Source organism: Sphingorhabdus sp. (assembly GCF_041737645.1).
Classification (GTDB): domain Bacteria; phylum Pseudomonadota; class Alphaproteobacteria; order Sphingomonadales; family Sphingomonadaceae; genus Sphingorhabdus_B.
On record NZ_JBGSRI010000059.1, the window covers coordinates 1 to 26,351 of the forward strand.

Consider the following 26,351-nt stretch of genomic DNA (forward strand, 5'->3'; position numbering starts at 1 on the left):
GTCGCGCGGCCTGCATCTTTTGGCCGATGCCGATGCGCTGCGGTCCTTGGGGCTCGACCGGCGCGCCGCCGGGTGGGAGGCGCGGCGGACCCCGTCGGACCAGCTTCCCCTTTTTGCCGCAGCGGATGCGCGTGAACTGGCCGAAGAGATGGACGCCCGTCTGCCTGCGATGCCGATGTGCGAGCATGTGGCCGCGGATTACCAGATGACGCGGCTGTCGCTCAAAGGACATCCAATGGAGTTCCTGCGGTCCCTTTTCGCGCGCGAGGGCATATTGAGCTGTGCCCAAACCGACACAGCACGGCACGGCGCGCGCGTGAAGACCGCCGGAGTAGTGCTGACGCGGCAGCGGCCGGGGAAGGGCAATGCCATTTTCATCACCATCGAGGATGAGACGGGCGTCATCAACGCCCTTTTATGGGCGCGCCTGTTCGAACGTCAGAGACGGGCGGTCATGGGCGCGCGCCTGATGGTGATAGAAGGGGAAGTGCAACGCAGTAAGGAGGGCGTCGTGCACCTGATGGCGACGACGATTACGGACAGGACGCATGAGTTTGATCGTCTTTCCGAAGACCATGATCCCAATGTTCCGCTCAGCCGATCAGACGAATTTGCCCGTCCTGTCGCGCCCCGTCACGGCCACCCGCGGGATGTCCGCATCCTGCCGAAATCGCGAGATTTTCATTAGGGCAGTGGCGTAGCCAAGCGTGGCGCTTAGTAAACTTATGCAGCATCCTTCGCAGCCCGCCGTGCGGCGAGCTCGGCAACGGATACGGCACGCATGAAGGGGTTGGTCGCCTTTTCGAGCGCAATGGTGGTCGGCACGGTCGGCTTCCCCTGATCGCGCAAGGCGACGACCTCTGCCATACGCTGCACCAAAGCCTTATTGTCCGGCTCCACATTGAGGGCGAAACGACCGTTGCTCAACGTATATTCATGGGCGCAATAAATTGCGGTGTCGTCGCCCAGTGCTTCAAGGGCGCGCATATTGGCGAACATCTGTTCCGCCGTGCCTTCGAACAGCCGCCCGCAGCCCATCGCAAACAGGGTGTCGCCGACAAAAGCGGCCTTATCTTCGGCAAAGTGAAAGGCGATATGGCCCGCCGTATGCGCCGGGACGTCGAGGACAATCGCTGCCACATCGCCAAGTCGCACCATATCGCCGCCCTTCACGTGCACATCCAATGTGGGAATACGGGCCGCTTCGGCAGCGGGTCCCGTGATCGTGCAGCCAGTGGCCTGCTTTATCTCGGCGTTGCCGCCGGTGTGGTCGGGATGCCAGTGGGTGTTCCAGATCTGCGAAATCTTCCAGCCGCGCTCTTGCGCCTTTTCCAGAACCGGGGCCGCGACGGCCGGGTCGACAACCATAGTCTCGCCGCTCACCGGCTCGTGCACCAGCCAGACATAATTGTCCGACAACACCGGAATGCGGATAATCTCCAGAGCCATTACCAAGCCCCGACATTGGGCATGCTTGCCCAAGGTTCGGCAGGCTCCAGATGACCTTCCTGCAGCAGTTCTATCGAGATGCCATCCGGTGTGCGGACAAAGGCCATATGGCCATCGCGTGGCGGACGGTTGATGGTGACGCCTGCGTCCAGCAGCCGCTGGCAGGTCGCATAAATGTCATCGACGCGATAGGCCAGATGGCCGAAATTCCGGCCGCTGCCATAATCTTCGGCTGCGCTGCCATCGGCAGGATGCCAGTTGTAGGTCAATTCCACCTCGGCAAGCCTTGTCTGTCCCGGCGCGGCGAGAAAGATGAGGGTGAAGCGGCCAGCCTCGCTGTCGAAACGCCGCACTTCTTCAAGCCCGATAAGGTTGAAAAACTTCACCGTGGCGTCGGGGTCTGTCACCCGGATCATGCTGTGCAGATATTTCGTCGCCATGATAACTCCATTCATCTCTATTAACACACGGTTCATCGCCAGTACTGTACCAGACCGCGCAATAGGTCGACGCAACAGATGGACCTTGACAGCATCCGGCGCAAGGGGCGCAAAGGGCTGCGGGGGCGGAATTTTCAAGGATCAGGTCATGGGTGATGATGTGGGTGAAATACAAGAAGCAAGCTGGCTGGGTAAGCTGACCGCCAATCAGGGCAAGGCATGGCTCGCGGGAACGGCGCTTTTGGCGACGGGTCTTGTGGCGGGCGGCTATTTGATGGGCGACGGGCTGGTGCGGATGAAACAGTCCGACCGCGCAGTGACCGTGCGCGGGCTGGCGGAACGTGATGTGACCGCCGACCTTGCAACATGGACCATAGCCTATTCGGCCAAGGCGGGCGACTTGCAATCGGCGCAGGCAAAAGTCGACAGCGATACAAAGGCAATCCGTAGCTTTTTCAACGGGCTTGGTTTTGATGCCGATGCGCTGCAACCGACCGGTGCAAACGTGTCGCAATACAATGAAAATGGCATTCCGACCTACACTGTCAAACAACGCCTGTCGTTGCGAACGACTGATATCAAAAGAGCCGAAGCCGCGGTGAAGCGGCAGTTCGATCTTGTCAAAAGCGGGGTCGAGTTGGAGGAGGGGTCGGGTATGTCCTACACCTTCACAAAGCTGAACACCATCAAGCCCGAGATGATCGCGCAAGCCACAAAGGACGCGCGCAAATCTGCTGAACAATTCGCCAAAGACAGCGGGACAGGTGTCGGCAGTATCAAATCGGCAACCCAAGGCTACTTTGAGGTCACTGCACGTGACGGCGACAGCGCGGGTGGTTGGGGTGTTTCGGATTCACCTTATAAAAAGGTACGGGTCGTCACCACTGTGGAATATTATCTCGACTGATCTTCTTCAGGCGGCGTTGGTTTGGTTGCCAACGCTGCCAATTGTGTAGTTGCGCTCGTGGCCTGCCGACTGTTTGGCGCGATCGCGATGACTTGCCCCCATTGTTTGCGAGCGGTGCTTTCATCCCCTGCGGCAATAGCGATATTGCCCGCTTCCAAAGCAACAGCGGGGTCACGAGGAGCAAGCGCGGCGGACGTCTGGATATAGGCAAGCGCATCGGATAATTTGTTAACCCGCCGCGCAAGTGTAGCGGAAAGCAACCAGGCAACGGCATTTTCGGGCGATAGACCCCGTGCCGTGGAAAGCGCTGCCTCCGCTTCGTTATTCCGGTTCAATGCAACCAGCACGCGAGCGCGGTCAATTTCGCTTTCGGCACGCTCGGCATTGTCCAATAATGCGCCAACCAACGACTTATCCAAGGCCTCCAGAGCGATATCCATTTGTCCCGCCGCTATGGCTGCATTTCCGGCCTGCGCCCAAAAACGGCTGGCACGGCTGTCGAATTTGACTTCTGCACCTTTGGCCGCTTCGGCAAGAATGGGGGTCGCCAGGTCGAATTTGAAATCGGCCGCCAACGCAAATCCATGACAGGCCTTTGCAAGATGGCCTCCTCCTTTTATTGCCCATTCACTTGCTTGGGTAACCGCAGAAGGTGGATCTATCTGGGCCAGTTTAAGGCACTCGTTAAACTGTACCTCATCCAGTGTCAGTAACGGCTGCGACAAAGCAGGGCTAGTCGTTTGGAGAAGAAAAAGAGAGAGCAGAAGCATAAGATATCCAAGATGCTGTCGCGGCAGTCGTCCGCGTCAGAGTTTTGCCACCACATCGATCAACAATGCAATGTCTTGATCGCGCGAAAGCCGGTGGTCGCCATCCTTTATCAATATCGTCTGCACGTCGGCTGAACGAAGGTGCGCAGCGAGTTTTAACGAAATATCCCAAGGGACGTCGGGGTCTTGTTGCCCGTGGATCAGCCGCACCGGACATTCAATGGCAATTTCGCCGGTCAATTGCAGATTGTCCTGCCCCGATTGCCAAAAGCGGCGCGTCACCACCATCGGTTCATAGCCATAATCGCTTTGCCGTTCGATCCTGCCCTCGGCCTGCAGGATGGACCTATCCTCGGCATCAAAATCCCAATCGGTAAAGTCAGGCGCCGCCGCAATGCCAACCAGAGCCTTAACGCAGTCACCCAGTGCCTTTGCGACCAACAACATCAGCCACCCACCCATGGAAGACCCGATGATAATGAGTGGGGCGCAGTCAATCTCGGCGATAACGGTTAGCACATCGTCGCGCCATAGGTCGAGCGAGCCTTGGTCAAAACTACCCCCGCTTTCGCCGCAGCCTGAATAATCGAGGCGCAACATGGCGCGATTATTGCGGTCGGCCCATAGGGCAAGTGCCTGCGCCTTTCCGCCTTGCATATCGGACATATAGCCCGGCAAAAACAGGAGCGTCGGGCCTTCGCCGCGCAGATAGCGATAGGCAAGACGTGTGCCGTCTGGACGGCTCAAGAATTGGACGGGGCGTTCGATCAGGGTTAAATTACCCAGTCAACCGTCAAAGTCTGGGCGACGTCCTGCCCTTTGGCACGGCGTTGTTCGACCATGATTGTGTTGAGCCGCTTGACGGTGTCGCTGCCCGATGTGATGCACAGGCCCGGAATGACCGCATGAACCAGTGCCTTCATGCCACCCCATATCATTGTCAAACCGAAGCGGCCGGCGACGCCGAAATGCTCCACATAATTTTCGTCAACGCTTTTGGGGTGATCGATGAACAGGCGGCGAAACATGGTCGGGAAAATCTCCTTTTGCGCGCAATAGCGCAGCATCATTCAAAATCAAAGCCGAAGCCTGACTTCGCTTTGCGGTCTTGTGTACACATGGTCTTTAGTTCGGTCCATTCCGCGGCGGTCAGCGAAGGCTTGTAATTCTTGCCCTTTATGATGCTCTTTTCAAAGGCCTTCTTGCGCTCGCGTGAGAGCGGATGGCTCGACATATACCCTGCGATCCCTTGGCCTTCCTCGCCACTGCGGGCACTGCCGTCCAATTCGGACAGCCGGTCGAAGAACGACGCGGTGCCTACGGGCGAGATATCGGCGGCGCTGAGCACTTTCATCGAATGGGTATCGGCTTCGGCTTCGGATTCGCGGCTATAGCTCATGGCCAGCATATTGTTGACCAGAGCGCCACTGTTTCCGTCCACACCGCCCAGAACTACTGCAAGGCCCATCTGGCGCAAGAGCGCCTGCATCACATGTTTTTCGCGAACATGGCCAATTTCGTGGGCGAGGACACCGGCCACTTCGTCCGGCGACCGGGCCTGTTTCACCAGACCGTCAAACAAAATCACCTTGCCCCCGGGTAACGCGATCGCGTTGATCATGTCGATCTTGGCTACTTCGACTTGCAGGTCCTGCGGATTGGGGTCGATGGAGCGTACCAGCTTTTGCAAAGCCGCGTCTCCGGCAGGCGTGCTGCAGAAGCGCCCGCCAAAATCACCCACCAGCGCGTCGCCGAGTCTTTTGTCGACGCTGGATGGAATTAAGGGGGCAAGCCATTGCGGGCTAAGCAGAACGACGGCAACCGCGGCGGCGCTTGCAAGGGTGAACGCTATGGTCGCCTTACCAAGACCCAGCCGGTCAACCCACCCGCCATATTTACGCGGCGCTGGAAGGAGTTCCGACAGCTCGTTGGGAACAGGCCCGGAGAGCATAAGGCGCCAGCCATCTATATCTGCCAAACCATAAACGTCGACATTCTCTTTACGCGTAACATATTCCACGTCGGAAAAAGAAAACGGTCCGTGCCGACGTTCATTTTCGACAAGAAAGAACTGGCGTCCAATGGTCTGGATTTCAACCTTACGGCGAACTGCGCTCCGCCCGTCATAATGCCAAACGTCGAAAAAATTATCCATGTGTCAGATCGCACCGACGTCAAAGGCGTCGAGTAAACCTTCGCCATGCTTCGACACTATGGTCTTGGACTGGGTCAATTCGTCAATGTTGATTTCGCCGTAAGCTTCCATGTGATCGATAAAGAATTTCCAGTTGCGGTAGGGCATGAAGATATAGCCAATCCCGAGCGTGCAGATGACAATTGCCATATTCGCCAGAAAAAAGAGGATCCAGTCCGGCGCCCGTGCGCGAAAATCGAATTCCAGATTATGCAGGCGCAGGCCGCCGACGGCGATCCGGAAATATTTGCTGTAATAGGCAAGGGCAGCCAGCGGCAGGATGATATAAAGGCTTAAGATGGCAACCACAACCAATATGCCACCAATGGCCATGCCGGCGCCACCCAATGGCCCAAGCTGCTCTCCGGATGTTGCGGCGACTATTCCCAAAATAATGGCACCGACGAACAACAGAAAGGGCACCAGATAGAAAAGCAGATACCGCTTCATCAGCGGTTTCCAGTCCGCATTGGCTTCAAAGCGGTGGGGACCGAAGCTCATCGCGTTCCAGCGTTCGTTCTACAGCGAGATCATCGACCAGGGCACGAGCAGGAAAATCGGCAGCACGCCGATAAAGTTTTTCCACATATAGGAAATTCCGTAGCCAAAGCCGGGATCGTTACTGCCCCCGCGAATACCCCGCCAATAGGTGCGGCTAAGCCGGTAGCGAAGGGCGCGGAAATAGGCGACACCGCTAAGGTAAAACAGCATCACAAACATCGCGATGGTAACCACGCCGGCAATGACCGTCTGACCCTGGAAAATGAGGCCCTGGGAGACAAGCTGCATGACAATGATTGGCAGTCCGAGCAGCAAGAAGACCATGATGAAGCCGATAAACAGCTCCATCCCTTTGCCGGTCCATTCCAGCCGTTCATCTATGAAATCGGTTTGCGCCCAAAGATATTCCCGTTCCCGCGTGGTCGCCCAGAAACGGTAAATGCCCAGCGTCACAATCGTCAGCAACAGATTGGGAAAGGCGATTTTGGCAAATTCCTGCCAGCTTCCGTGAAAACGGAACGCGCTATGGCGCTGTGTCAGGTCTTCGCTCATGATTTCAATGCCCCTGTATAACTTGCAAAACATGCGCGGAAGGGCTTGGATTTGTCAAGAACGGCGATGTCAAAGGGCGACGCGCTTCGATAAAAGCGCGTCGCATCGGCACTTATTGGACGGTCACGGTAACCGCACGGCGGTTCTGCGCCCAGCTTTGCTCATCTGAACCCAGCGCCTGCGGACGTTCCTTGCCATAGCTTACGGTCTGGATCCGGCTGGCGTCGACGCCCACCGAAATCAGATAATTTTTTGCCGAGTTGGCGCGCCGTTCTCCCAGCGCAAGGTTATAATCGCGGGTGCCGCGCTCGTCGGCATGGCCTTCAACGGTAATCCTCGTATTAGGATAGCGGGCAAGCCATTGTGCCTGAACTTGTAAAGTACCCTGATCGTCGGTGTCGACATTGAAGCGGTCGGTATCAAACAGGATACGGTCGCCAAACTGACCTACCGTTTGCAAGAAATCTTCCTGGCTTCCTGGCTGAATGGTGTTGGTAACCGGGCTCGTCTCGGCGGGTGGTTGGCCATAATTGGTATTTTCCGCGACAGGCGGTAACACCTCGACATCTTTTTTGCCGCAACCTGCGACCATTGATGCGGATGCCAGCAAAAATGCCAAACCCTTGATACTGTTGCTTTTCATCGGCTTTCTCCTTCTTTTCCAGCCCCGCTTGATTTAGAATTCGACATATTGTTACGGCAATACCGGCCCCCATGCCGGGTCGGAACCGTCCACCGGCGTGGGTAGCTTGCGTTCATTCGATCCGGTCAAGTCTACCTGCCATATGCTTGTTTTACCACTCGCTTTCGCAGTACGGAAGAACTGGATGACGCGGCCATTGGGTGCCCAGGTGGGGGCCTCGTCCTGCCAACTGTCGGTCAACAGCCGTTCGCCGGAACCGTCGGGCCGCATCGTACCGACGCGGAAATCGCCCGCGATCCGTGTATAGGCAATCAGGTCCGCGCGCGGGCTCCACTCGGGTGTCGCATAGCGCCCTTGACCGAAGCTGATCCGGCGTTGGTTTGAGCCATCGGCATTCATGACATAGATTTGCTGGCTGCCCGAACGGTCGCTTTCAAAGACAATCTGGCGGCCGTCTGGGGAAAAGCTGCCGCCCACGTCGATGCTGGGCGAACTGGTCAGTTTCACTGGTGTGCCATTGCCCGAGGCTGGGATCTTGTAAATGTCGGTGTTGCCCGAAACCGCCATTGAATAGAGGATCGTCTGCCCGTCGGGTGACCAGCGTGGTGCAAAGGTCGGGTTGCGTGACTGGGTGATCAACCGCTGCCGTCCGGCGTCGATATCATAGACATAGATGCGCGGATTGCCGTCGACATAGGACAGATAGAGGATCGACTTGTAATTGGGCGAGAAACGCGGAGTAAGCGCAGTCGATTGCCCGTTGGTGATGAAGCGGTGGTTAGCCCCGTCTGAATCCATGATGGCAAGGCGCTTGACCCGCTTACCCTTGGGGCCGGTTTCGGCAATATAAGCGATGCGGCTGTCAAAAAAGGGCAGCTCGCCGGTCAGTTTCGCATAGATGGCGTCGGCACATTTATGCGCGGCGCGGCGCCATTCACGCGGCGGCACATTAAAGCCGAGCCGCGTTGTTTCATTGCCAAAGCCGACGTCATAGAGGTAACAACCGACGGTCAGATTGCCGTCGCCGCCAACGCGGACAAAGCCTTGCACCAACTGTTCGACGGGACGCGCTTTCCAATAGTCAAATTGCGGTGCGGTGACTTCGGGTAGGGTAATCGCGCGTACGCCATTGGGCCCTTGCGTTTCAAAAACACCCGATGCGCGCAAATCCGATGAAATCACTTCGGCAATCTGGCGACCCAGCGCGGTACTGTTTCCTGCAGGGGTGTCGGCAGGCGCAGGCGCAACGAGGGCAGGGACGGCGATGGAGCGGGTTTTGGCAACGTCATATCTGACAACTTCGTCTACTTCTTCTTCAACCACTTGAGCAAAGGCCGAATTGAAAGTGATAGAAGTCATAGCAAGCAGGGCTACAAAATATATAATGCGGTGATACATGTTATTCTCTCACTAGTTCGGCTGAAACGTCATTTTATGCGATTTCCAAGTGTCATGATACTCTGGATCCAGACCTTTAAAAGGTGACGCTTGCTTGATCGCACTGACTACACAAAGTTCAGTTGGTTTTGCTTGAGGCCGATTATTTTCATTAACACCACGCTGGGAAATTCCACTCAATGAAATGAGTGAACCATCACTGTTAAGACTTAATGTTACCGTAGTGGCGATTTTATCGACATCCAGCCCATTTGGTGAGCAAGATCGTACATAGCGCATTATTTGCGAACCTAGGCTGGCTGTAACTGACCGGCGAACCTCCGCAGCGCTTTTCGCAGCCGGTGTTCCAACCGCTTTGCCCGCACCCGGGGCCTTGCCAATGGCGTTCATGCTTTCTTCGAAACTTTTGCTAAACCCGCCAGGCTTCACAGGTGTCGTGCCTTTTCCGCTTTTGGCCGGAGCGGTGTTGCTTTTGGCAGGCGGCTGTTTGACAGCCACTTTTTTGGCCGCGGTCTTTGCAGGCGGCGGCGTGTCGCGCGCCAATGGTTTTGCCACAGAATTGGCCTGCGGCTTTTCAACCGGCCTTTCGATCTGCATCGTTGGGCTTGGCGGTGGCTCTGCAGGTTCGGTTTCGCCCTGCGCTGGAGGTGCAGATTCTTCCTGTATGGCATCGGGTGCGCTCGACACATCGGAAATCTCACCGACCAGCGAAACCGAAATCGATTCAGGCTTGGTGATAGGCTCGGTGGACATCATCAGCCCAAGCGCCATCGCGCCCAGCAGCACGACATGGCCACCAACCGCAGCGCCCAATCCCAGTTTCTCCGCCCGGTCCATCACGCTACTGCCTAATTTCCGCCAGATGAACCTGTGGTGACCAGACTGACACTATTCAAACCTGCACGGTTCAATTCGCCCATCACCCGCATCATTTGGCCGTAACTGATCGTCGTGTCGCCGCGCAGCATGATCTGGCGAGGATTTTCGGCATCTTGTGCTGCGGCGATTTCTGCAAGCCGTGGCGCAAGGTCCGCCGGACCGACTTCGGTTCCGTCAATGAAGGTCGCGCCATCCTTGTCGATGGCGATTTCAATGGGTTCGTCCTTTTGATCCAGCGCGTTGGCCCTGCTTTCCGGAAGTTCGACGGGAACCCCTGTAACCAGCAAGGGGGCTGTGACCATGAAGATGATGAGCAGCACCAGCATGACGTCCACCAGCGGCGTGACGTTGATCTCCGCCATGGGTGCGCGCCGTCCACCCCGACCCCGTTTGCGACCGCCGCCCGATGACAAGTTCATCGCCATGATTTAGCCCTCCCGCTCCAATTCGCGGCTCAACGTGCCGTGAAATCCGTCGGCAAAACGACCCAGACGCGCCTCATATTGGTTCAGCCTGTGGGAAAAACGGTTATAGGCGATCACCGCGGGTATTGCCGCAAACAGGCCGATGGCGGTGGCAAACAACGCCTCTGCAATGCCGGGCGCGACGACGGCCAGCGAGCTATTCTGCTCAGCGGCAATGGCGGAGAAACTCCGCATAATGCCCCAGACCGTGCCGAACAGGCCGACAAAAGGCGCGACCGATCCGGTGGTTGCCAGAAAATTCAAGCGGTTGGCCAGTCTGTCAGTTTCCGCAGCGATTGTGGCATCCATCGCAGTTGCCAGCCGTTCGCGGGTTCCGGCCCGATCAATAGTGCGGCCATTGGTCGAACGCCGCCACTCCGCCACACCGGCGGCAAACACCCGCGCCATGGGCAATTCGCTTTTGCCATGGCCGCTGTAAAACCCGTCAATATCGGCGTTCGCGCCAAAATCGCGTTCGAACTTTTCTGTCTGGTTGTTGATCCGCGCCATTTTCAGGGTGAAGCTGATGATGATGGTCCACGCCCAGATGCTGGCAAGCGCCAGACCGATAATCACCGCTTTGACTACCCAGTCGGCGTCCATGAATAATGTAATCGGGGAGAAATTCACCGCTTGCGCTGCCAAAACCAGATTCATGGGATTCCTTATTCAGTTGTGCGGTTTAAAATCGGCTGGAACGCAGCCACCCAATAAGCGGGTTGGCGGCGCGGCTTGCCGTCGGGGGATACGAACGCAGCCGTCACGGTGGCTGTCACCAACACTTCACTGACACGCATGACTGTTTGATGAATATCGCAACTGGCGGCACGAACCGCCTCGACCGTGCTGACGACAACAAGCGCGTCATCGAAATGTGCCGGACGGCGGTATTTGATTTGCATTTCGGTGACGGCGTAAGCCCCCGCGCCGTCTTCATGCACGCGCCGTTGGTCAATGCCGACGCAGGCCAGCATATCAGACCGCGCGCGCTCCATAAAATGAAGATAACGTGCGTGATAGACCACGCCCGAAAAATCGGTGTCCTCGAAATAGACACGAACCGCGAAATAATGCCGCGTGCCGTCAAATTGGCCGTGATAGGGTTGGTGCGGGGACATTGAGTAACGGCTTACCGCATGGATTCGTCAACCGGAAGGGGGTTTGGGGCGTTTGGGCTCAACTGGTCGCCCGAAAGAGTCGGTTTGCCCGCTATTTATCAAACAACCCATCTTGAGATCCCGCCGGCGGGTTAAGGCCCAGATGCTTCCACCCTGGCGCGTTGAGCGCGCGGCCCCGGGCCGTGCGGGCGATGAGGCCGAGTTGCAACAGATAGGGTTCCACCACATCTTCGATTGTATCACGTGGTTCGGACAGACCAGCGGCCAGCGCCTCGACCCCCACCGGCCCGCCGCGATAAATATCGGCGATCATGTGAAGATAACGCCTGTCCATTGCGTCGAGGCCGAGTGCGTCTACCTCAAGCCGGTTAAGCGCGCTATCGGCAATCTTGGCGGTGACGACAGGCTCGCCTGCGACGTTGGCAAAATCACGAACCCGGCGCAGCAGGCGACCGGCGATACGCGGAGTACCTCGTGCGCGTTTCGCGATTTCGTTTGCGCCATCGGGGGCAATGCCCAGATCCAGCAAACGCGCCGCGCGCGTGACGACCAGTTCCAGTTCGGCATGGGTATAGAAATTCAACCGCACGGGGATGCCGAAACGGTCCCGGAGCGGCGTGGTGAGAAGTCCCTGCCTTGTAGTCGCGCCGACAAGGGTGAAGGCTGGCAAATCGATGCGTACCGAACGCGCCGACGGCCCTTCGCCGATCATGATATCGAGCGCACGGTCCTCCATCGCCGGGTAGAGAATCTCTTCGACCACCGGGCTGAGCCGGTGAATTTCGTCGATGAACAAGACGTCGCCGTCCTCAAGATTGGTGAGGAGCGCGGCAAGGTCGCCCGATTTTGCAATGACGGGGCCGGATGTGGCGCGGAAACCGACGCCCATTTCCTTGGCGACAATCTGCGCCAGCGTGGTCTTGCCCAAACCCGGCGGTCCGAAAAACAGCACATGGTCAAGCGGCTGTCCGCGCCCCTTGGCGGCCTCGATAAACACGCGCAGATTATCGCGCGCCGCTGCCTGCCCGATAAACTCTGCCAGCGTTTTTGGGCGCAGCGCGGCGTCGACATCCTCGGGACGTTTGTCGGGAGTGGTGAGGCGGTCGTCTGGGATCATCGCGTCGCCTTCTTCAATGCAAGGCGAACCAGCGCATCCAAACTCGCATCAGCGCCCAGCTCTTCAACCGCTTGCGAAACGGCGGCTCCCGCCTCGCCGGGTTTGAAGCCCAGATTAGCCAGCGCCGACATCGCATCGCTGGCATGACTGCCGTTGACAACGGCCGCCGCCGCCAATTTCGCGCCGCCGCCAATTCCAGCCAAGGCGCCGACCTTGTCCTTCAGTTCGTTGACGATCCTGCTGGCAAGTTTCGGCCCGACGCCGTTTGCGCGCGCGACCATGGCTGCGTCCCCGCTGCCAATGGCGAGCGCCAAATCTGCCGGTTCGATCGCGGATAATATGGCAAGGCCCACCTTGCCGCCTACACCTTGCACACCCGTCAAAAGGCGGAACCAGTCGCGTTCCTCTTTGGTGGCAAAGCCGATCAGGCGCATATCATTTTCGCTGACCTGCATTTCGGTGAACACGGTTGCGAAATCATCGGTCTTGCCCAGCGCCGCCAATGTCCGTGCACTTGCCTGCACGAGATATCCGACGCCGTTCACGTCGATCACCAGATGGTCGACGCCGGTCTCGTCAATGCGTCCGTACAACTTTGCGATCATGTCCGCCCCTTCATGAGTGACGGTTAGCGCGGCGTAGACTCAAGGGCAAGAAAAAGAGAACAAGAGGCGAACTAACCCCGCATATGATGCGCGTGGGTAATCGCCACAGCGAGCGCATCTGCCGCGTCTGGTCCGGCCAGTTTGAGGCCGGGCAACAAGATCCGCAGCATCGCCTGGATCTGGTCCTTCTCGGCCTTGCCCGTGCCGACGACCGATTTCTTCACCAGCCGCGCGGCATATTCGGTGACGACAACCCGCGCCTTTGCGGCTCCTAGCAGGACAACCCCACGCGCCTGACCCAGCTTCAACGTTGTTTGCGGGTTCTTGTTTACGAACACTTCTTCGACTGCAACCGCATCGGGGCGGAAGCTGTCGATCACGGCGTTCAGCTTTGCATCGAGCAAGAGCAGGCGGTTGGCCAGCGGCAATTTGGCATCGGTTGCAATCTCACCATTGTCGATATGTGAAAGGCGGTTGCCTTCCTTGCGGATGACTCCCCAGCCGGTCGTGCCCAAGCCGGGGTCAAGTCCGAGGATGATCATCCCAGTTTCGCCATGACCTCGTCGGACATATCATAATTGCCCCACACCGTCTGGACGTCGTCATCTTCCTCAAGCGCGTCGATCATCTTGAGCAATGTTGCGGCGTTGGCTTCGTCGACTTCAACGAGCAACTGTGGTTTCCAAGCAAGGCTCGCACTTTCCGCCGCACCCAACGTCGATTCCAACACTTTGGCAACTTCGTGCAAGCTGTCCATTGCGGTCCAGATGCTGTGTTCGTCTTCACCGGATTCCACGTCTTCGGCACCGGCTTCCAGCGCGGCTTCAAATACCGCATCGGCACCACCGACACTTGCGGGATAAGTGATAAGTCCCATCCGGTCGAAGCCGTGGCTCACCGCGCCAGATGCCCCAAGATTGCCACCGTTTTTGGCAAATGCGGTACGGACATTGGTTGCCGTGCGGTTGCGGTTGTCGGTCAGCGCCTCAACAATGACAGCGACGCCGCCGGGGCCGTAGCCCTCATAACGCATTTCTTCGTAATTCTCTGCATCGCCAATTGATGCCTTGTCGATGGCCCGCTGGATATTATCCTTCGGCATCGACTGGGCTTTGGCCGCGTTAACCGCCAGCCGCAGACGCGGGTTCATGTCTGGATCGGGCATGCCCATTTTCGCAGCGACAGTGATTTCGCGGCTCAATTTGGAAAATTGTGCCGAACGTTTCTTATCCTGCGCGCCTTTGCGATGCTGGATATTTTTGAATTTACTATGGCCTGCCATGGCTCTTTTCTTTGAAGCTAAAGTGAAGTGAAGGCGCGCCCTTACAACAGAGGCGGGGGCAAGGGCAAGCGTGGCACTCAACCCAGCTTCACCGCCGTGCCGCTTGCAGTAACCATCAGCATCGAACCTTCCTTGCCGAGTACCTCATAATCAAGATCGATACCGATCACGCCGTCCGCGCCCAGATTGCGGGCTTCGTCGGCCAGTTCGGCAAGTGCGGTCTGGCGGGCATCGCGGAGGGAGTTTTCATAAGCGCCCGAACGACCGCCAACGATGTCGCGAATACCTGCGAACAGATCCTTGAAGATATTGGCACCGACAATGACTTCGCCGGTAACGACGCCAAGATACTCGCGCACTGGCTGGCCTTCGATAGTGGAAGTGGTGGTCATCAGCATAACAGTTCTCCTCTCGAACAGTCTAAATTATGCCAGACCCAGCGCTGATTTGTAAGTGTCCAAAACGGCTTCCATTTCCGCCCGGTCATCATTGCTCATTTTGCGTAACCGAACGATCTGGCGCATGATTTTTGCGTCATAACCCTGGCTCTTTGCTTCGCTGTAGACGTCACGGATGTCGTCGGCGATGCCTTTTTTCTCTTCTTCCAGACGCTCGATGCGTTCGATAAAAAGACGCAATTGATCGGCGGCGACATTGCCTTCTGCCATGATATTCTCCTGTTGTGTTGGGTGGGGCGTATGCCCCGAATCAAGATGAGAGCGCCTTAAAGCGGCTCTGCATTTTTCGCCACGCTTTCCTTCATGCGTTGCAACTGTTCGGGTGTTGCTTCGCCCTGATATTTTGCTTTCCACTCGGTCGCAGGCATCCCATGAATGAGCTCGCGCGCTTCGTCCTTGGTCAGGCTGCCATCGGCCTCCATCACCCAGTCGGCAAGGCAGTTGCGGCAGAAACCAGCGAGACCCATCAGGTCGATATTTTCTGCGTCGTGCCTGTGCTGCAGATGCGCCACCAGACGGCGGAATGCGGCTGCGGCGGCGTGGTCGGTCAGTTCTTTCATCGTGAATACCTATTCTTGTGATTTGAAGGCCTTCCGCCTTGATTCCCTTGTGCTATAGCCGCTGACGAAACGATTTCCAGCAAACGGAGCGGATGCTTGACACAATATTCGAAACCACGCGCCCGCAAAGTGCGTATTCTCGCCACGCTTGGCCCGGCCAGTGATACGCCCGAGATGATCGAACAGCTGTTTCTGGCGGGCGCCGATGCCTTCCGCATCAATATGAGCCACGGCGAACAGGCCGATAAAGCAAAGCTTGTTGAACATATCCGCGGGCTGGAAAAGAAATATGGCCGCCCGACCACAATATTGGTCGATTTACAGGGACCTAAACTACGCATCGACAAATTTGCCGATGGCAAGGTTGAATTGAAAACGGGCGCAAAGTTCATATTGGATGCCGATAAAAAGCCCGGCGACGCCAGCCGCGTCTATCTACCCCACCCCGAAATCTTTGCCGCGCTTGAACCCCAGACGCGGCTGTTGCTGGACGATGGCAAGATGGTGCTGCGTGTGTTGAACGTCAGCCCGCAGCGGATCGAAACGCAGGTCGAAGTGGGCGGCATGCTGTCCGACCGTAAGGGTTTGAATGTTCCCGATGTTGTCGTGCCTGTCGCTGCGTTGACTGAAAAGGACAGGTCTGATCTGGCGTTTGCCGTGTCGCAACATGTCGACTGGATTGCCATGTCCTTTGTGCAGCGTCCGGAAGATGTGGCCGAGGGTAAAAAGCTGATCGGCGGCAAGGCGGCTTTGCTCGCGAAGATTGAAAAGCCTGCGGCTATCGGGCGGCTGGAAGAAATATTGGAACTGGCCGATGCGGTGATGGTGGCGCGCGGTGATCTAGGCGTAGAACTGCCACCCGAGCAGGTGCCGTCACTGCAGAAGCGGATTGTCAGCACTGCCCGGCGGATGGGCAAGCCTGTGGTCGTCGCCACACAAATGCTGGAATCCATGATAACTTCACCTTCGCCCACCCGGGCCGAAGTGTCGGACGTGGCCACGGCGATTTATGACGGTGCCGATGCCATCATGCTGTCCGCCGAAACCGCCGCAGGGGCATGGCCTATCGAGGCGGTATCGATCATGGACCGGATCGCAATGCAGGTCGAAGGCGACCCCGATTACCACGCCCGTGTGCAATTTACGAAAATCAGCGCGGATGCAACAACCGCCGACGCGCTCGCGGCATCAGCGGCGCAGATCGTGCAGACCATTGATACCAGCGCGATCATCTGTTTTACCTCCTCGGGTTCGACCGCGCGCCGCATCGCCCGCGAACGCCCGATGGTGCCCGTATTGGTGCTGACTTCGCACATCGCAACTGCGCGGCGGCTCGGTCTACTTTGGGGCGCACACAGTGTGCGGACCAAGGACATCGGCAGCTTTGAAGAAATGGTCGCGAAAGGCCGCCGGATGGCGCTTCGTCATCATTTGGGCACCGCAGGCGCGCGGATCATCATCATGGCCGGTGTTCCATTTGGAACACCGGGGTCGACCAATGTGTTGCATATTGTAAGGCTAACAGGTGACGAACTTAAAGGGCATTGAATATGCGGATATTGCTGATCGATGGCCACCCGGATGAAAACAGATTATCGGCCCACCTGCTCGATCACTACGCTGGTCAATGCCCATCCCATGCGAAAATAGATCGCCTCGCGATTCGCGATATCGCGTTCGATCCCATTCTCAAGAAAGGCTATGCCGTTCGACAGGAGTGGGAACCTGACCTGATCGAAGCGGCTCGTTTAATTGATGCCTGCGATCATATCGTGTTTGCCTTTCCAATGTGGTGGGGTGCGGAGCCCGCATTAGTCAAAGGCTTTTTAGACCGTATTCTCGTTCCGCATTTTGCATTCAGATACCGGGAAACAGGACAGTTGTGGGACCGCCTGCTTGGAGGTCGATCAGCCGATGCATTGGTCACGATGGATACGCCGTCGCTTATCCTGCGCTTTGTTTATCACAACGCAATCGCGCATCGTTGGCGTGGACAGATATTTGACTTTTGTGGCTTCAAGCCAGCCCGGTTCGAGATTTTTGCACCCGTACGTAAAGGGAAGGCGGCTACGCATATGCCTAAATGGCTGAAACGCGTTGCCAGACTTGCCGGCTCGGTTCCAGCGGCTCAAGGCGATAAAAAGAGCAGTCTTGAGGCGTTTCTGGCTTACGGAAGTAACAGGCTGGAATCACCGTAAGAATAAAAGCGATATTCGCTTGCGATGGCATGGGCATAAGCGGCCTGCATCGTTTCGCGCCCCATCAGCGCACTAACCAGCATGAACAGGGTTGACCTGGGCAGGTGGAAATTGGTCATCAGGCCTTGGATGGCTTTGAATCGGTAGCCGGGCGTTAAGAAGATATCAGTGTCGCCCGAGAATGCGCGGATGGTTCCGTCGTCATCTGCTGCGCTTTCGACAAGCCTGAGCGACGTTGTTCCCACCGCTATAAGACGCCCGCCATTTTTGCGCACCTCATTCAGCTTGCGCGCCGTTTCTAAGGGTATTTCACCCCATTCATAATGCATTTTATGGTCGGTGGTGTCGTCGGCTTTGACGGGCAAAAAAGTTCCGGCACCTACGTGTAACGTTAGCGTTGTGGTTTCAATGCCGGCCGCGGCAACCGCTGTCATCAATTCAGGCGTGAAGTGTAGAGAAGCCGTCGGCGCTGCAACTGCGCCATCCTTTTCGGCGAACATGGTCTGATAATCCTGCGCGTCCCGTTCGTCTGTGGGGCGCTTGCCTGCGATATAGGGTGGCAAAGGCATCGTTCCTGCGCGCTGTAGCAACACTTCGACCGGATCATTACCTTCAAAATAAAGCGTGAAACTGCCATCATCGTGACGCTCTTCGGCAACCGCGATCACGCCTGAGCCGAAATCGACACTCTCCCCCACCCGAAGGCGCTTGGCGTTCCGGATAAATGCCTGCCAACGGCGAAGGTCGATACGCTTGTGCAATGTCGCGCCGATTTTTGCCGCGCCGCGAATCCCTTCCAATTGGGCAGGGATCACACGGGTGTCATTGAAAATCAGGCAATCGCCCCGACGCAACATCTGCGGCAAGTCACGAACATGACGGTCGGACAAATCGCCACTACCGAAAACGCCCAGCATACGCGCCGAATCACGCGGTGTTACGGGCCGCAAAGCAATGCGTTCGGAAGGCAGATGAAAGTCGAACAGGTCTACCCGCATTTTCCGACCGCCCTTCGAACCCGCGAAAATCAGGTCAATCAGTCATGATCTGCGAAGCAGCGAAAAGCGGCGGCGTTACATTATCAGCCCCAATCGAAGCCTGCACAACCTTGCTCGGGTTTGCAGGCGGTTCGCCGCGTTCGATGGCATCGACATATTGCATGCCTGATATGACCCTGCCGAAAACGGTGTATTTGTTATCAAGGCTGAAACGCGGTTGAAAGCAAATGAAAAACTGGCTGTTGGCGGTGTCTGGATCATTGGTTCGCGCCATGGACACGGTGCCGCGCAAATGCGGTATCTTGTTAAATTCCGCCTTCAGGTCGGGCAGTTCCGATCCGCTTTGTCCGGTGCCGGTCGGATCACCGGTCTGGGCCATGAATCCGTCAATCACGCGGTGGAAGACGACTCCGTTATAAAAACCCTGACGTGCGAGTGTCCGGATGCGCTCGACGTGCAAAGGAGCAACATAAGGATAGAGCTGTATCGTGACGCGGCCACCTGTCGACAGGTCGAGGTGCAGGATGTTTTCGGGCAACGGTGCCTCGGCTTTCCCAGTTGCGGGCGTGGTAGCAGAAGGCGCCGCCGGTGCATTTTGCGCCTGTGAATTGGCAGGTTGCATCAGGGTAAGCGCCAGAAAAACGGCGAAAAAAACGCGGGCGAACGGGTGACAAAAAGACATCGGGACGAAGTATCTCCACAACAAGGTTGCCACGCTATTAACGAATGCCGCTGTCGCTGTCATGAATGAAATTGGCAAATTGGCCGGAGGGCGGACGATCCGCGACTGTAAAATTTTATCGATGCAGGCAAGCTGTTGCAAAAATGCGACAGCTGATAAGATTCTGGCCTGCCAAACCTAATTTCCTTTGCGCGCTTTGTAATTTTGTTCCACCAATGTGACTATCTGGCTGGGGAGCCTTCATTCTTGATATAAATGCATGTCGTTCGCGACATGTATTTATTTATAGCGTTAAGCTTCCCCGACAGGACTTAAATGGTGGGCCTTCAATGTTTGAAGAGCCGGTTCTTATCGATAGGGGCTTATGACTGTGAAAAAATCACATATTAGCAATTTCAGATGTGCAGCAGCGCTGCAAGCGTTGACAATCATGGGCGCAGGCGTTGCTATCAGCGCGATCACAACCGCTCCTGTAATGGCGCAGGATTATACAAACGTAACCGCTTCTGGTCGCATCATCAGCACCGATGGCTCTGCCATTTCGGGTGCGACAGTGACCATCAAGTCAAACGGTCAGGGCTTTGAGCGCACCGTAACGGTCGACTCAAACGGGTCGTATCGCATTCCGCAATTGCCAACCGGCAGCTACACCTTCACGATCAGCGCCGACGGTTATGAAACATTTACCGACGATGCAGTGACATTGGGTACCGACAGTGCAGCCAACCAGTTCTCGCTCGCTCCACAAGGTGGCAGCGGCGAAATCGTTGTGACCGCCGGTCGTTTGCGTATCGTTGACTTTGAACGCAACACAACGGGTTCGGTTATCGAAATCGGTGAACTTGCAACCCGCGTTCCAGTCGCTCGCGACATCACTTCGGTGGTTCTGCTCGCACCTGGCACAACACAGGGTGACTCGGCATTTGGTAGCTTGCCAAATATTGCCGGTGCATCGGTTGCTGAAAACGCTTATTATGTAAACGGTCTGAACATCACCGAATTCCGTGAAGGTTTGGGTGCGGTGGTTATTCCTTTCGAATTCTACCAGACTGTCGAAGTTAAAAACGGCGGCTATTCTGCAGAATTCGGTCGCGCTACCGGTGGTATCATCAACGCGGTGACCAAGTCGGGTTCTAACGATCTGCACGCCGGCGTTGTTGTAAACTACGAACCGGATTGGTTGCGTGCAAACGCCAATGACACGGTTTTCAGCGAAAACAGCCGCGAATCCGCACACCGTATCAACTCGACCTTCTATGCATCAGGCCCGATCATCAAGGATCGCCTCTTTATATATGGCTTGTACGAAGTACGTAACGTAACTTCGACGGACACGATCACCAGCCTTTCGCGCGTTGGTACAACCGATGTGTTAAATCAGATTGGCTCACGGTTTGACAAAAACCGTACAAGCAGCCCGTTTTATGCCGTCAAGGTCGATGCCATTCCTTTGGATGGACATCGTTTGGAAGCAACTTATTTCAACACGACTGGTCGTACCGTTACCGACAGCTTCGGCTATGTCGCATTTAACGATACCGTCACCACTCTTACCCCGGGCGCCAAGGCAGGCTCAGGCCAGTCGGTTACCGGCTTCGGCGGTGAAAACTATGTCGGACGGTACACTGGTCAGTTCACTGACTGGCTGACGATTTCGGCGGCTTACGGTAAGAACAAGTATCGTGACACAACGGGTTCGTCGAATGACGCCCTGCCGAACGTGTTCGATTCACGTACCGGTCAAACTCTCGCAAACTCGGTTGCCAGCATTTCGCTCAGCAACGACACGCGTGAATTTTACCGCGCTGACGTTGATCTGCGTTTCGACCTGTTCGGTTCGCACCACGTCAAGTTCGGCTATGACCGTGAAGATCTGACAACCAATACGGTTAACACCCGTACCGGTGGTGCAAACTTCACATATTTCAACTCGGGCCCCGCCGGCGATGCCAGCGTTACCGCTCCCAATGTTGATTATGTCACCGGCCGCGTTTTCATCAACGGTGGTGTTTTTGAATCGAAGAACGAAGCTTATTACATCCAGGATAGCTGGAGCCTGTTCGCAGATCGTCTGGTTCTGAACCTCGGCGTACGTAATGACCGGTTCCAGAACAGCAATGTTGCTGGCGACGTATACTACAAGTCTGGTGACAACTGGGCGCCGCGTCTGGGCTTCTCGTTTGACGTATTCAACGATTCGTCGACGAAGCTTTATGGCTCCTTCGGCCGTTACTATCTGCCTGTTGCTGCCAACACGAACATTCGTCTGGCGGGTGCCGAGCTCGATTTCACACGTTTCAACGTCTTGACCGGTATCAACCCTGATGGCACGCCGATTATCGGTGCGCCTATCAACACCGTACCCAGTGCGACTGCATGCCCAACCGGCGGTGGCAACAACTGCACGATCAACTCTGACGGTGTTCCAACACCAACAGAATCGACCGTTTCCAAGTCGCTGAAGTCGCAATCGGTCGATGAATATATCATCGGTGCAGAACGCAAATTTGGCGGTGGCTGGAGCGCAGGCATCTATTACACCCGCACACGTTTGAATGCGGCTCTGGAAGATGCGGCAATCGATGCGGCGATCAATGCGTATTGTGCGGCAGAAGGCATCGCTGGATGCAGCAGCATCTGGTCCGGTTTCCATCAATATGTGCTGTTGAACCCAGGTCAGGGCGCAACTGTCACTTTGTCGGATCCAATCAACGGCGAAACCACGCTTCGCACGGTTGATTTCAGTGCTGAAGACCTTGCCTTGCCATCGGCGAAGCGCAATTATGACGCGGTAACCTTGAAAGTGGATCGTGCATTTGACGGCAAGTGGAGCCTTTCAGGTTCTTACACCTGGTCGAAACTGTTCGGTAACTACGAAGGTTCGGTTAAGTCTGACAATGGTCAGACCGACGCTGGCCTGACAACCGACTTCGATCAGCCCGGTTTGACCGACGGTACGCTTGGCCTGTCGCCAAACCATCGTCGTCATAACTTCAAACTGTTCGGCAGCTATCAGGTGTTCGACTGGTTGACATTTGGTGCCAACCTCAGCGTCACTTCGCCACGCAAATTCGGTTGTATCGGCCGTATCCCCGCATCGATTGACCCGTTCGGTCAATTTTATGGCGCGGCTGGCTTCTATTGTAACGTAGATGCCAATGGCGATGTCATCACTGACGAGCGCGTTCCTGTAAACGTCAACAGCCCTGTTGCTACATTGACGCCACGCGGTAGCGTATTTGAAAGCGATTGGCAGACACAAACCAACCTCAGCCTGGTATTCAAATTGCCAACAGAGGCGTTCCAAGGTGACATTCGCTTTGATGTGTTCAACGTTTTCAACGAAAAAGCAGAGCTCGACTTTGAAGAGCGTGGTACTTTGAACAACGGCCGTCCCCGCAATACCTACGGCGAAGTTAGCCGTTATCAGGGACCCCGTTCGATCCGTCTGCAACTGGGATTGCGCTTCTAAGCGATTATTCTAGAAGTACGAGTTAAGAAAAGGGGCCGGAAACGGCCCCTTTTTTATGTTTCCCGATTGTTTTAAGGCATTCCCAATGGCTGACGTAGAAAAACTGATCTTCCATCTGGGCGACGCGCTTCGCAGCAATAACCGGACGAAGTCCGCCGATGTCGTCAAGCAGATTCTGCGCGCAAAGCCGCCGCTGGGCAATCGCTGGAAATCGATGGCGGCAATTGCGAAGAAAAATGGCGAAGTCGATGATGCCATATCGGCCATGCAAAATTATTGTGCATGGGCTGGCAACAGCCCGGCGGTTCAATATGAATTATCGGCACTCTATGCCCAATTGGGCAGGTTGGAAAAGGCCGATGCTCTATTAAACAGCCTTCCTTATGAAACACCAAACGCCGCCGACTATCATTATAGTATGGGGACGTTGGCGTTGAATTTGGGGCGCACCGACGAAGCACGCGGTCATTTAAGAACGGCGTGCAAGCGTGCGCCTACATCGGGCCAATCTTGGCTGGCGCTAGCCATGTCGGGTAAATTGGAGGAGGCAGACAGAGCGGATCTGTTTGATACAAAGAGGAATTTTGAACAGGCCCCCGACCTTGAAAAAAGCGCCTATGCCTATGCTTGCGGAAAGGCGCATGAAGAAACGGGTGCCTATGACGATGCTTTCTCGGCCTTTTCACAGGGCGCCAAAATCATGCAGACTGTCAGACCCTATAATCACGCAGCTGACCAGAATGACGCGGCCCAATCTGTAACAGGGTGGGACGCGCTGTTGCACGGTAGGACGGATCGTGACGATCAAACGCAAAATATTGCATCACACATATTCGTCAGCGGACTGCCCCGTTCAGGTACGACACTGGTCGAGCAGATATTAAACAGCCACAGCGCAGTGGGTGGCGGCGAAGAATTGGGCCTGATGCAACTCGTCGTGCAAGATATCGGCAAGTCCGCGTCGGATTTGTCCCGGTTCACCGCCGAAGGAGGCAAATATCAAGATTTGCAGGCGATATACCAGCATCTTTTGACCCAACGGCTGCCAAATCCTGGTCGCGCCGTTGATAAATCGCTCGATGTCAGCCGCTATCTTGGCCTGATCGCGACGATATTCCCGAAAACCCCGATCTTGTGGCTACGACGCGATCCGCTGGATTGTGCATGGTCATCGTTTCGCACATGGTTTTTGAACGGACTGGACTGGTCATGGTCGCTTGAAGATATCGCGCGCCACTTTGCGATAGAAGATGCGCTAATCGAATATTGGACAGACCGGTTGGGAAGCCAGCTTCTGGTAATTGACTATGCCGAACTGGTCAGCAGTCCGGAAGCGCAGATCGGGAAATTGACCGCACATTGCGGGTTGAAACTGGAACCGGCCCAGTTGAAGCCGCACGAAACAAGCAGAGCGGTCAAAACCGCAAGCGTGATGCAGGTAAGGCAGCCTATCAATACAACATCCATAGGAAGCGCTGCACCTTATGAACGGCATTTGGAAATGTTCAGCCAAGCCTACGCGGCGGCCAAGCGCGACCTCCCGGTATTCGGGTGATTATCTACCGCGCCGTCATTCATCACTTAAGGCGGCACGATAATTCAAAATATCCGTTTCATTATATTGTCATTCACGCATTCTCGCTTACATTGCAAAAGTAACCTGTCGCATCTCGGTCAGGTGAAGAAAACTAAGGCGTAGATGATGAACGAAGAACCGGAGTCCAAGGGCAATCCGCTGTTGCGTAATATGGCGATCTGGTCCGCCATCATTGTTGCCATATTGCTCGTCGCATCGATATTTGGCGGATCGTCGGAACCCACGAAGGGTATCAGCTATTCCAGTTTTCGGGATAAGGTCGAAGCAGGCGAGGTCAAATCCGTCGCCATCGCTCCTGAACGGATTACCGGTAAATTGCAGAATGACGAAATATTCGTCACGGTTCCCATTCCCGGCGACAATAGCCTATACCCGTTGCTTGATGAAAAGGGCGTCGATGTACAGGGTAAAGCCGAAGAACAGCCAAGTCTGTTGTTGATACTGGTTTATCAGGCGCTGCCTTTTCTTTTGATCCTAGGCATCGCCTTCTTCGTTCTGCGCCAGATGCAGAAGGGCGGCGGAGCCGGTGGCGCGATGGGCTTTGGCAAGTCCAAGGCGAAATTGCTCACCGAAAAGCATGGCCGCGTCACCTTTGAAGATGTCGCCGGTATCGACGAAGCCCGCGATGAGCTTCAGGAAATCGTCGAATTCCTGAAGGACCCGCATAAATTCTCGCGCCTTGGCGGCAAGATCCCCAAGGGAGCGTTGCTCGTCGGTTCGCCCGGCACCGGCAAAACCCTGCTCGCCCGTGCAATTGCCGGCGAGGCTGGCGTGCCTTTCTTCTCTATCTCCGGTTCGGACTTTGTCGAGATGTTCGTCGGCGTCGGCGCAAGCCGCGTGCGCGATATGTTTGAGCAGGCCAAGAAAAACGCACCGTGCATCGTCTTCATCGACGAAATCGACGCCGTGGGCCGCAGCCGTGGCGCAGGCCTTGGCAACCAGAATGACGAGCGTGAGCAGACGTTGAACCAGTTGCTCGTCGAAATGGACGGCTTTGAAGCCAATGAAGGCATCATCATAGTCGCCGCCACCAACCGTCCCGACGTATTGGACCCGGCCTTGCTGCGTCCTGGCCGGTTCGACCGTCAGGTCGTTGTGCCGCGTCCCGATATCGATGGCCGCGTGAAGATACTTGAAGTGCATATGAAGCGGGTGCCTCTGGCCCCTGACGTCGACGTCCGCGTCATCGCGCGTGGTACGCCCGGTTTCTCCGGCGCCGATCTCGCTAATCTGGTGAACGAAGCGGCCTTGCTGGCGGCGCGGCGTGGCAAACGTCTGGTGGCGATGCAGGAATTTGAAGACGCCAAAGACAAGGTGATGATGGGTACCGAGCGCAGGTCGATGGTCATGACCGAAGACGAAAAGAAAATGACCGCCTATCATGAGGCTGGCCACGCGATCGTATCAATCCACGAAACCGCTTCGGACCCTATACACAAGGCGACAATCATCCCGCGCGGCCGTGCGCTGGGTATGGTAATGCGCCTGCCCGAGCGTGACAGCTACAGCTATCACCGCGACAAGATGCACGCCAACCTATCGGTATCGATGGGCGGCCGCGTCGCTGAAGAGCTGATCTTCGGATATGACAAGGTGTCGTCGGGCGCGTCGAGCGATATCCAGTACGCCACCAGCCTGGCGCGCGACATGGTTACCCAATGGGGCATGTCCGACGAAATGGGCCCGCTGCAATATGAAGAGCGGCAGGATGGCTATCTTGGATATGGCATGTCGCAACGTTCGGCCATGTCGGACGAAACCGCGAAGAAGATCGATGCCGAAATCCGCAAGCTGGTCGAAGGCGGGCATAAGCGAGCGACTGATCTGCTGAAAAAGCATAACAAGCAGCTGCATTTGCTGGCCAATGCGTTGCTGGAATTTGAAACCCTGTCGGGTGACGAGATCAAGTCCTTGCTCGCCACCGGCAAGTTCGAACGCGACGATGGCGCGATTGCCAAGCCATCAAGCATTCCGCAAACCGGCACCGCCATTCCCAAGGCAGGGCGTGGCAAGTCGAGCGGCCTTTCGGGCGAACCAAATCCGCAGGGCGCGTAAAACCGAACGGGT

General features: G+C 56.2%; 28 protein-coding genes and 1 pseudogene. 7 read left to right on the forward strand and 22 right to left on the reverse strand.

What is annotated here, in order from left to right; translation table 11 throughout:
* Nucleotides 1-688: OB-fold nucleic acid binding domain-containing protein (locus ACEW72_RS10955; RefSeq protein WP_373476422.1), on the forward strand; the 688-nt coding region annotated here is incomplete at its 5' end.
* A gap of 35 nt (nt 689-723) precedes the next feature.
* Here the strand turns inward: ACEW72_RS10955 and gloB are convergent.
* Complete coding sequence (gene gloB, locus ACEW72_RS10960) at nt 724-1,449, reverse strand: hydroxyacylglutathione hydrolase (RefSeq protein WP_373476423.1); 726 nt, start codon at nt 1,447-1,449, stop codon at nt 724-726.
* Nucleotides 1,449-1,889 carry a VOC family protein gene (locus tag ACEW72_RS10965; protein ID WP_373476424.1) on the reverse strand — a complete coding sequence of 147 codons (441 nt, stop codon included), beginning with the start codon at nt 1,887-1,889 and terminating at the stop codon, nt 1,449-1,451. The genes gloB and ACEW72_RS10965 overlap by 1 nt, the downstream gene beginning before the upstream one ends.
* Nucleotides 1,890-2,163: 274 nt before the next feature.
* On the opposite strand from ACEW72_RS10965, the gene ACEW72_RS10970 reads away from it, so the two are divergent.
* Nucleotides 2,164-2,796, forward strand: coding sequence for an SIMPL domain-containing protein (locus tag ACEW72_RS10970; protein WP_373476473.1), 633 nt, complete (start codon nt 2,164-2,166; stop codon nt 2,794-2,796).
* Here the strand turns inward: ACEW72_RS10970 and ACEW72_RS10975 are convergent.
* The 18 genes and pseudogenes from ACEW72_RS10975 to ACEW72_RS11060 form a co-directional block, all read right to left on the reverse strand.
* Nucleotides 2,784-3,566: a hypothetical protein gene (locus ACEW72_RS10975; RefSeq protein WP_373476425.1), complete on the reverse strand. Its 783-nt coding sequence runs from the start codon at nt 3,564-3,566 to the stop codon at nt 2,784-2,786. The genes ACEW72_RS10970 and ACEW72_RS10975 overlap by 13 nt on opposite strands.
* A gap of 36 nt (nt 3,567-3,602) precedes the next feature.
* Nucleotides 3,603-4,313 carry an alpha/beta hydrolase gene (locus ACEW72_RS10980; RefSeq protein ID WP_373476426.1) on the reverse strand — a complete coding sequence of 237 codons (711 nt, stop codon included), beginning with the start codon at nt 4,311-4,313 and terminating at the stop codon, nt 3,603-3,605.
* Between the two features lie 26 nt (nt 4,314-4,339).
* Nucleotides 4,340-4,636 (reverse strand): DUF6356 family protein, encoded by a 297-nt coding sequence (locus tag ACEW72_RS10985; protein WP_373476427.1) that lies wholly within the window; start codon nt 4,634-4,636, stop codon nt 4,340-4,342.
* Nucleotides 4,633-5,721, reverse strand: coding sequence for a M48 family metallopeptidase (locus tag ACEW72_RS10990; RefSeq protein ID WP_373476428.1), 1,089 nt, complete (start codon nt 5,719-5,721; stop codon nt 4,633-4,635). Before ACEW72_RS10990 ends, ACEW72_RS10985 begins: the two co-directional genes overlap by 4 nt.
* 3 nt (nt 5,722-5,724) lie before the next feature.
* Nucleotides 5,725-6,846, reverse strand: a pseudogene (locus tag ACEW72_RS10995) (YjgN family protein).
* Between the two features lie 79 nt (nt 6,847-6,925).
* A complete protein-coding gene (gene pal, locus ACEW72_RS11000; protein WP_373476429.1) occupies nt 6,926-7,456 on the reverse strand; it encodes a peptidoglycan-associated lipoprotein Pal in 531 nt (176 codons plus the stop codon).
* Between the two features lie 51 nt (nt 7,457-7,507).
* The gene (gene tolB / locus ACEW72_RS11005; protein WP_373476430.1) at nt 7,508-8,854 is read right to left on the reverse strand and encodes a Tol-Pal system beta propeller repeat protein TolB; all 1,347 of its coding nucleotides are present in this window, start codon (nt 8,852-8,854) and stop codon (nt 7,508-7,510) included.
* A gap of 12 nt (nt 8,855-8,866) precedes the next feature.
* Entirely contained in the window at nt 8,867-9,691 is an 825-nt protein-coding gene (locus ACEW72_RS11010; protein WP_373476431.1) for a hypothetical protein, read from the reverse strand.
* 11 nt (nt 9,692-9,702) lie between these two features.
* The gene (gene tolR, locus ACEW72_RS11015; protein WP_373476432.1) at nt 9,703-10,158 is read right to left on the reverse strand and encodes a protein TolR; all 456 of its coding nucleotides are present in this window, start codon (nt 10,156-10,158) and stop codon (nt 9,703-9,705) included.
* 3 nt (nt 10,159-10,161) lie between these two features.
* Complete coding sequence (tolQ, locus tag ACEW72_RS11020; protein ID WP_373476433.1) at nt 10,162-10,854, reverse strand: protein TolQ; 693 nt, start codon at nt 10,852-10,854, stop codon at nt 10,162-10,164.
* Nucleotides 10,855-10,862: 8 nt separating this feature from the next.
* Complete coding sequence (locus ACEW72_RS11025; protein ID WP_373476434.1) at nt 10,863-11,315, reverse strand: YbgC/FadM family acyl-CoA thioesterase; 453 nt, start codon at nt 11,313-11,315, stop codon at nt 10,863-10,865.
* Nucleotides 11,316-11,406: 91 nt separating this feature from the next.
* On the reverse strand, nt 11,407-12,432 hold the full coding sequence (gene ruvB, locus ACEW72_RS11030; RefSeq protein WP_373476435.1) for a Holliday junction branch migration DNA helicase RuvB: 1,026 nt from the start codon (nt 12,430-12,432) through the stop codon (nt 11,407-11,409).
* Nucleotides 12,429-13,037, reverse strand: coding sequence for a Holliday junction branch migration protein RuvA (ruvA, locus tag ACEW72_RS11035; protein ID WP_373476436.1), 609 nt, complete (start codon nt 13,035-13,037; stop codon nt 12,429-12,431). Before ruvA ends, ruvB begins: the two co-directional genes overlap by 4 nt.
* A 71-nt stretch (nt 13,038-13,108) precedes the next feature.
* On the reverse strand, nt 13,109-13,579 hold the full coding sequence (gene ruvC / locus ACEW72_RS11040; RefSeq protein ID WP_373476437.1) for a crossover junction endodeoxyribonuclease RuvC: 471 nt from the start codon (nt 13,577-13,579) through the stop codon (nt 13,109-13,111).
* Nucleotides 13,576-14,319, reverse strand: coding sequence for a YebC/PmpR family DNA-binding transcriptional regulator (locus ACEW72_RS11045; protein WP_373476438.1), 744 nt, complete (start codon nt 14,317-14,319; stop codon nt 13,576-13,578). The genes ruvC and ACEW72_RS11045 overlap by 4 nt, the downstream gene beginning before the upstream one ends.
* A gap of 77 nt (nt 14,320-14,396) precedes the next feature.
* Nucleotides 14,397-14,717 carry a heavy metal-binding domain-containing protein gene (locus ACEW72_RS11050; RefSeq protein WP_373476439.1) on the reverse strand — a complete coding sequence of 107 codons (321 nt, stop codon included), beginning with the start codon at nt 14,715-14,717 and terminating at the stop codon, nt 14,397-14,399.
* A 27-nt stretch (nt 14,718-14,744) separates the two neighbouring features.
* Nucleotides 14,745-14,987 (reverse strand): DUF2312 domain-containing protein, encoded by a 243-nt coding sequence (locus tag ACEW72_RS11055; RefSeq protein WP_373476440.1) that lies wholly within the window; start codon nt 14,985-14,987, stop codon nt 14,745-14,747.
* A 56-nt stretch (nt 14,988-15,043) separates the two neighbouring features.
* A complete protein-coding gene (locus ACEW72_RS11060; protein WP_373476441.1) occupies nt 15,044-15,337 on the reverse strand; it encodes a DUF1244 domain-containing protein in 294 nt (97 codons plus the stop codon).
* Nucleotides 15,338-15,433: 96 nt separating this feature from the next.
* Here ACEW72_RS11060 and pyk point away from each other — a divergent pair, with 96 nt between their 5' ends.
* A complete protein-coding gene (pyk, locus tag ACEW72_RS11065; protein ID WP_373476442.1) occupies nt 15,434-16,885 on the forward strand; it encodes a pyruvate kinase in 1,452 nt (483 codons plus the stop codon).
* A gap of 2 nt (nt 16,886-16,887) precedes the next feature.
* A complete protein-coding gene (locus ACEW72_RS11070; RefSeq protein ID WP_373476443.1) occupies nt 16,888-17,535 on the forward strand; it encodes an NAD(P)H-dependent oxidoreductase in 648 nt (215 codons plus the stop codon).
* On the opposite strand, the gene queA is transcribed toward ACEW72_RS11070, so the two are convergent.
* Together queA and ACEW72_RS11080 are read right to left on the reverse strand one after the other, a co-directional pair.
* Complete coding sequence (queA, locus tag ACEW72_RS11075) at nt 17,505-18,533, reverse strand: tRNA preQ1(34) S-adenosylmethionine ribosyltransferase-isomerase QueA (protein ID WP_373476444.1); 1,029 nt, start codon at nt 18,531-18,533, stop codon at nt 17,505-17,507. The two genes, ACEW72_RS11070 and queA, sit on opposite strands and share 31 nt — an antisense overlap.
* Nucleotides 18,534-18,567: 34 nt before the next feature.
* Nucleotides 18,568-19,155: a peptidylprolyl isomerase gene (locus ACEW72_RS11080; protein WP_373476474.1), complete on the reverse strand. Its 588-nt coding sequence runs from the start codon at nt 19,153-19,155 to the stop codon at nt 18,568-18,570.
* Between the two features lie 430 nt (nt 19,156-19,585).
* On the opposite strand from ACEW72_RS11080, the gene ACEW72_RS11085 reads away from it, so the two are divergent.
* The 3 genes from ACEW72_RS11085 (at nt 19,586) to ftsH (ending at nt 26,339) form a co-directional block, all read left to right on the forward strand.
* Nucleotides 19,586-22,687, forward strand: coding sequence for a carboxypeptidase regulatory-like domain-containing protein (locus ACEW72_RS11085; RefSeq protein WP_373476445.1), 3,102 nt, complete (start codon nt 19,586-19,588; stop codon nt 22,685-22,687).
* Nucleotides 22,688-22,772: 85 nt separating this feature from the next.
* A complete protein-coding gene (locus tag ACEW72_RS11090; RefSeq protein WP_373476446.1) occupies nt 22,773-24,242 on the forward strand; it encodes a sulfotransferase in 1,470 nt (489 codons plus the stop codon).
* A 144-nt stretch (nt 24,243-24,386) separates the two neighbouring features.
* Nucleotides 24,387-26,339, forward strand: a complete 1,953-nt coding sequence (ftsH, locus tag ACEW72_RS11095) for an ATP-dependent zinc metalloprotease FtsH (RefSeq protein ID WP_373476447.1) — start codon at nt 24,387-24,389, stop codon at nt 26,337-26,339.
* Nucleotides 26,340-26,351: the final 12 nt, after the last annotated feature.

Coding starts and splice junctions, on each gene's coding strand:
- ACEW72_RS10990 (WP_373476428.1), bottom strand. CDS start 5,721: ATGGATAATTTTTTCGACGTTTGGCATTATGACGGGCGGAGCGCAGTT.
- pal (WP_373476429.1), bottom strand. CDS start 7,456: ATGAAAAGCAACAGTATCAAGGGTTTGGCATTTTTGCTGGCATCCGCA.
- gloB (WP_373476423.1), bottom strand. CDS start 1,449: ATGGCTCTGGAGATTATCCGCATTCCGGTGTTGTCGGACAATTATGTC.
- ACEW72_RS11070 (WP_373476443.1), top strand. CDS start 16,888: ATGCGGATATTGCTGATCGATGGCCACCCGGATGAAAACAGATTATCG.
- ACEW72_RS10975 (WP_373476425.1), bottom strand. CDS start 3,566: ATGCTTCTGCTCTCTCTTTTTCTTCTCCAAACGACTAGCCCTGCTTTG.
- ACEW72_RS11050 (WP_373476439.1), bottom strand. CDS start 14,717: ATGCTGATGACCACCACTTCCACTATCGAAGGCCAGCCAGTGCGCGAG.
- ACEW72_RS11055 (WP_373476440.1), bottom strand. CDS start 14,987: ATGGCAGAAGGCAATGTCGCCGCCGATCAATTGCGTCTTTTTATCGAA.
- tolR (WP_373476432.1), bottom strand. CDS start 10,158: ATGGCGATGAACTTGTCATCGGGCGGCGGTCGCAAACGGGGTCGGGGT.
- ftsH (WP_373476447.1), top strand. CDS start 24,387: ATGATGAACGAAGAACCGGAGTCCAAGGGCAATCCGCTGTTGCGTAAT.
- ACEW72_RS11010 (WP_373476431.1), bottom strand. CDS start 9,691: ATGGACCGGGCGGAGAAACTGGGATTGGGCGCTGCGGTTGGTGGCCAT.
- ACEW72_RS11060 (WP_373476441.1), bottom strand. CDS start 15,337: ATGAAAGAACTGACCGACCACGCCGCCGCAGCCGCATTCCGCCGTCTG.
- ruvA (WP_373476436.1), bottom strand. CDS start 13,037: ATGATCGCAAAGTTGTACGGACGCATTGACGAGACCGGCGTCGACCAT.
- ACEW72_RS11025 (WP_373476434.1), bottom strand. CDS start 11,315: ATGTCCCCGCACCAACCCTATCACGGCCAATTTGACGGCACGCGGCAT.
- ACEW72_RS10965 (WP_373476424.1), bottom strand. CDS start 1,889: ATGGCGACGAAATATCTGCACAGCATGATCCGGGTGACAGACCCCGAC.
- ACEW72_RS11090 (WP_373476446.1), top strand. CDS start 22,773: ATGGCTGACGTAGAAAAACTGATCTTCCATCTGGGCGACGCGCTTCGC.
- ACEW72_RS10970 (WP_373476473.1), top strand. CDS start 2,164: ATGGGCGACGGGCTGGTGCGGATGAAACAGTCCGACCGCGCAGTGACC.
- queA (WP_373476444.1), bottom strand. CDS start 18,533: ATGCGGGTAGACCTGTTCGACTTTCATCTGCCTTCCGAACGCATTGCT.
- ACEW72_RS10985 (WP_373476427.1), bottom strand. CDS start 4,636: ATGATGCTGCGCTATTGCGCGCAAAAGGAGATTTTCCCGACCATGTTT.
- tolB (WP_373476430.1), bottom strand. CDS start 8,854: ATGTATCACCGCATTATATATTTTGTAGCCCTGCTTGCTATGACTTCT.
- ACEW72_RS11080 (WP_373476474.1), bottom strand. CDS start 19,155: ATGCAACCTGCCAATTCACAGGCGCAAAATGCACCGGCGGCGCCTTCT.
- ACEW72_RS11045 (WP_373476438.1), bottom strand. CDS start 14,319: ATGGCAGGCCATAGTAAATTCAAAAATATCCAGCATCGCAAAGGCGCG.
- ruvC (WP_373476437.1), bottom strand. CDS start 13,579: ATGATCATCCTCGGACTTGACCCCGGCTTGGGCACGACCGGCTGGGGA.
- ruvB (WP_373476435.1), bottom strand. CDS start 12,432: ATGATCCCAGACGACCGCCTCACCACTCCCGACAAACGTCCCGAGGAT.
- tolQ (WP_373476433.1), bottom strand. CDS start 10,854: ATGAATCTGGTTTTGGCAGCGCAAGCGGTGAATTTCTCCCCGATTACA.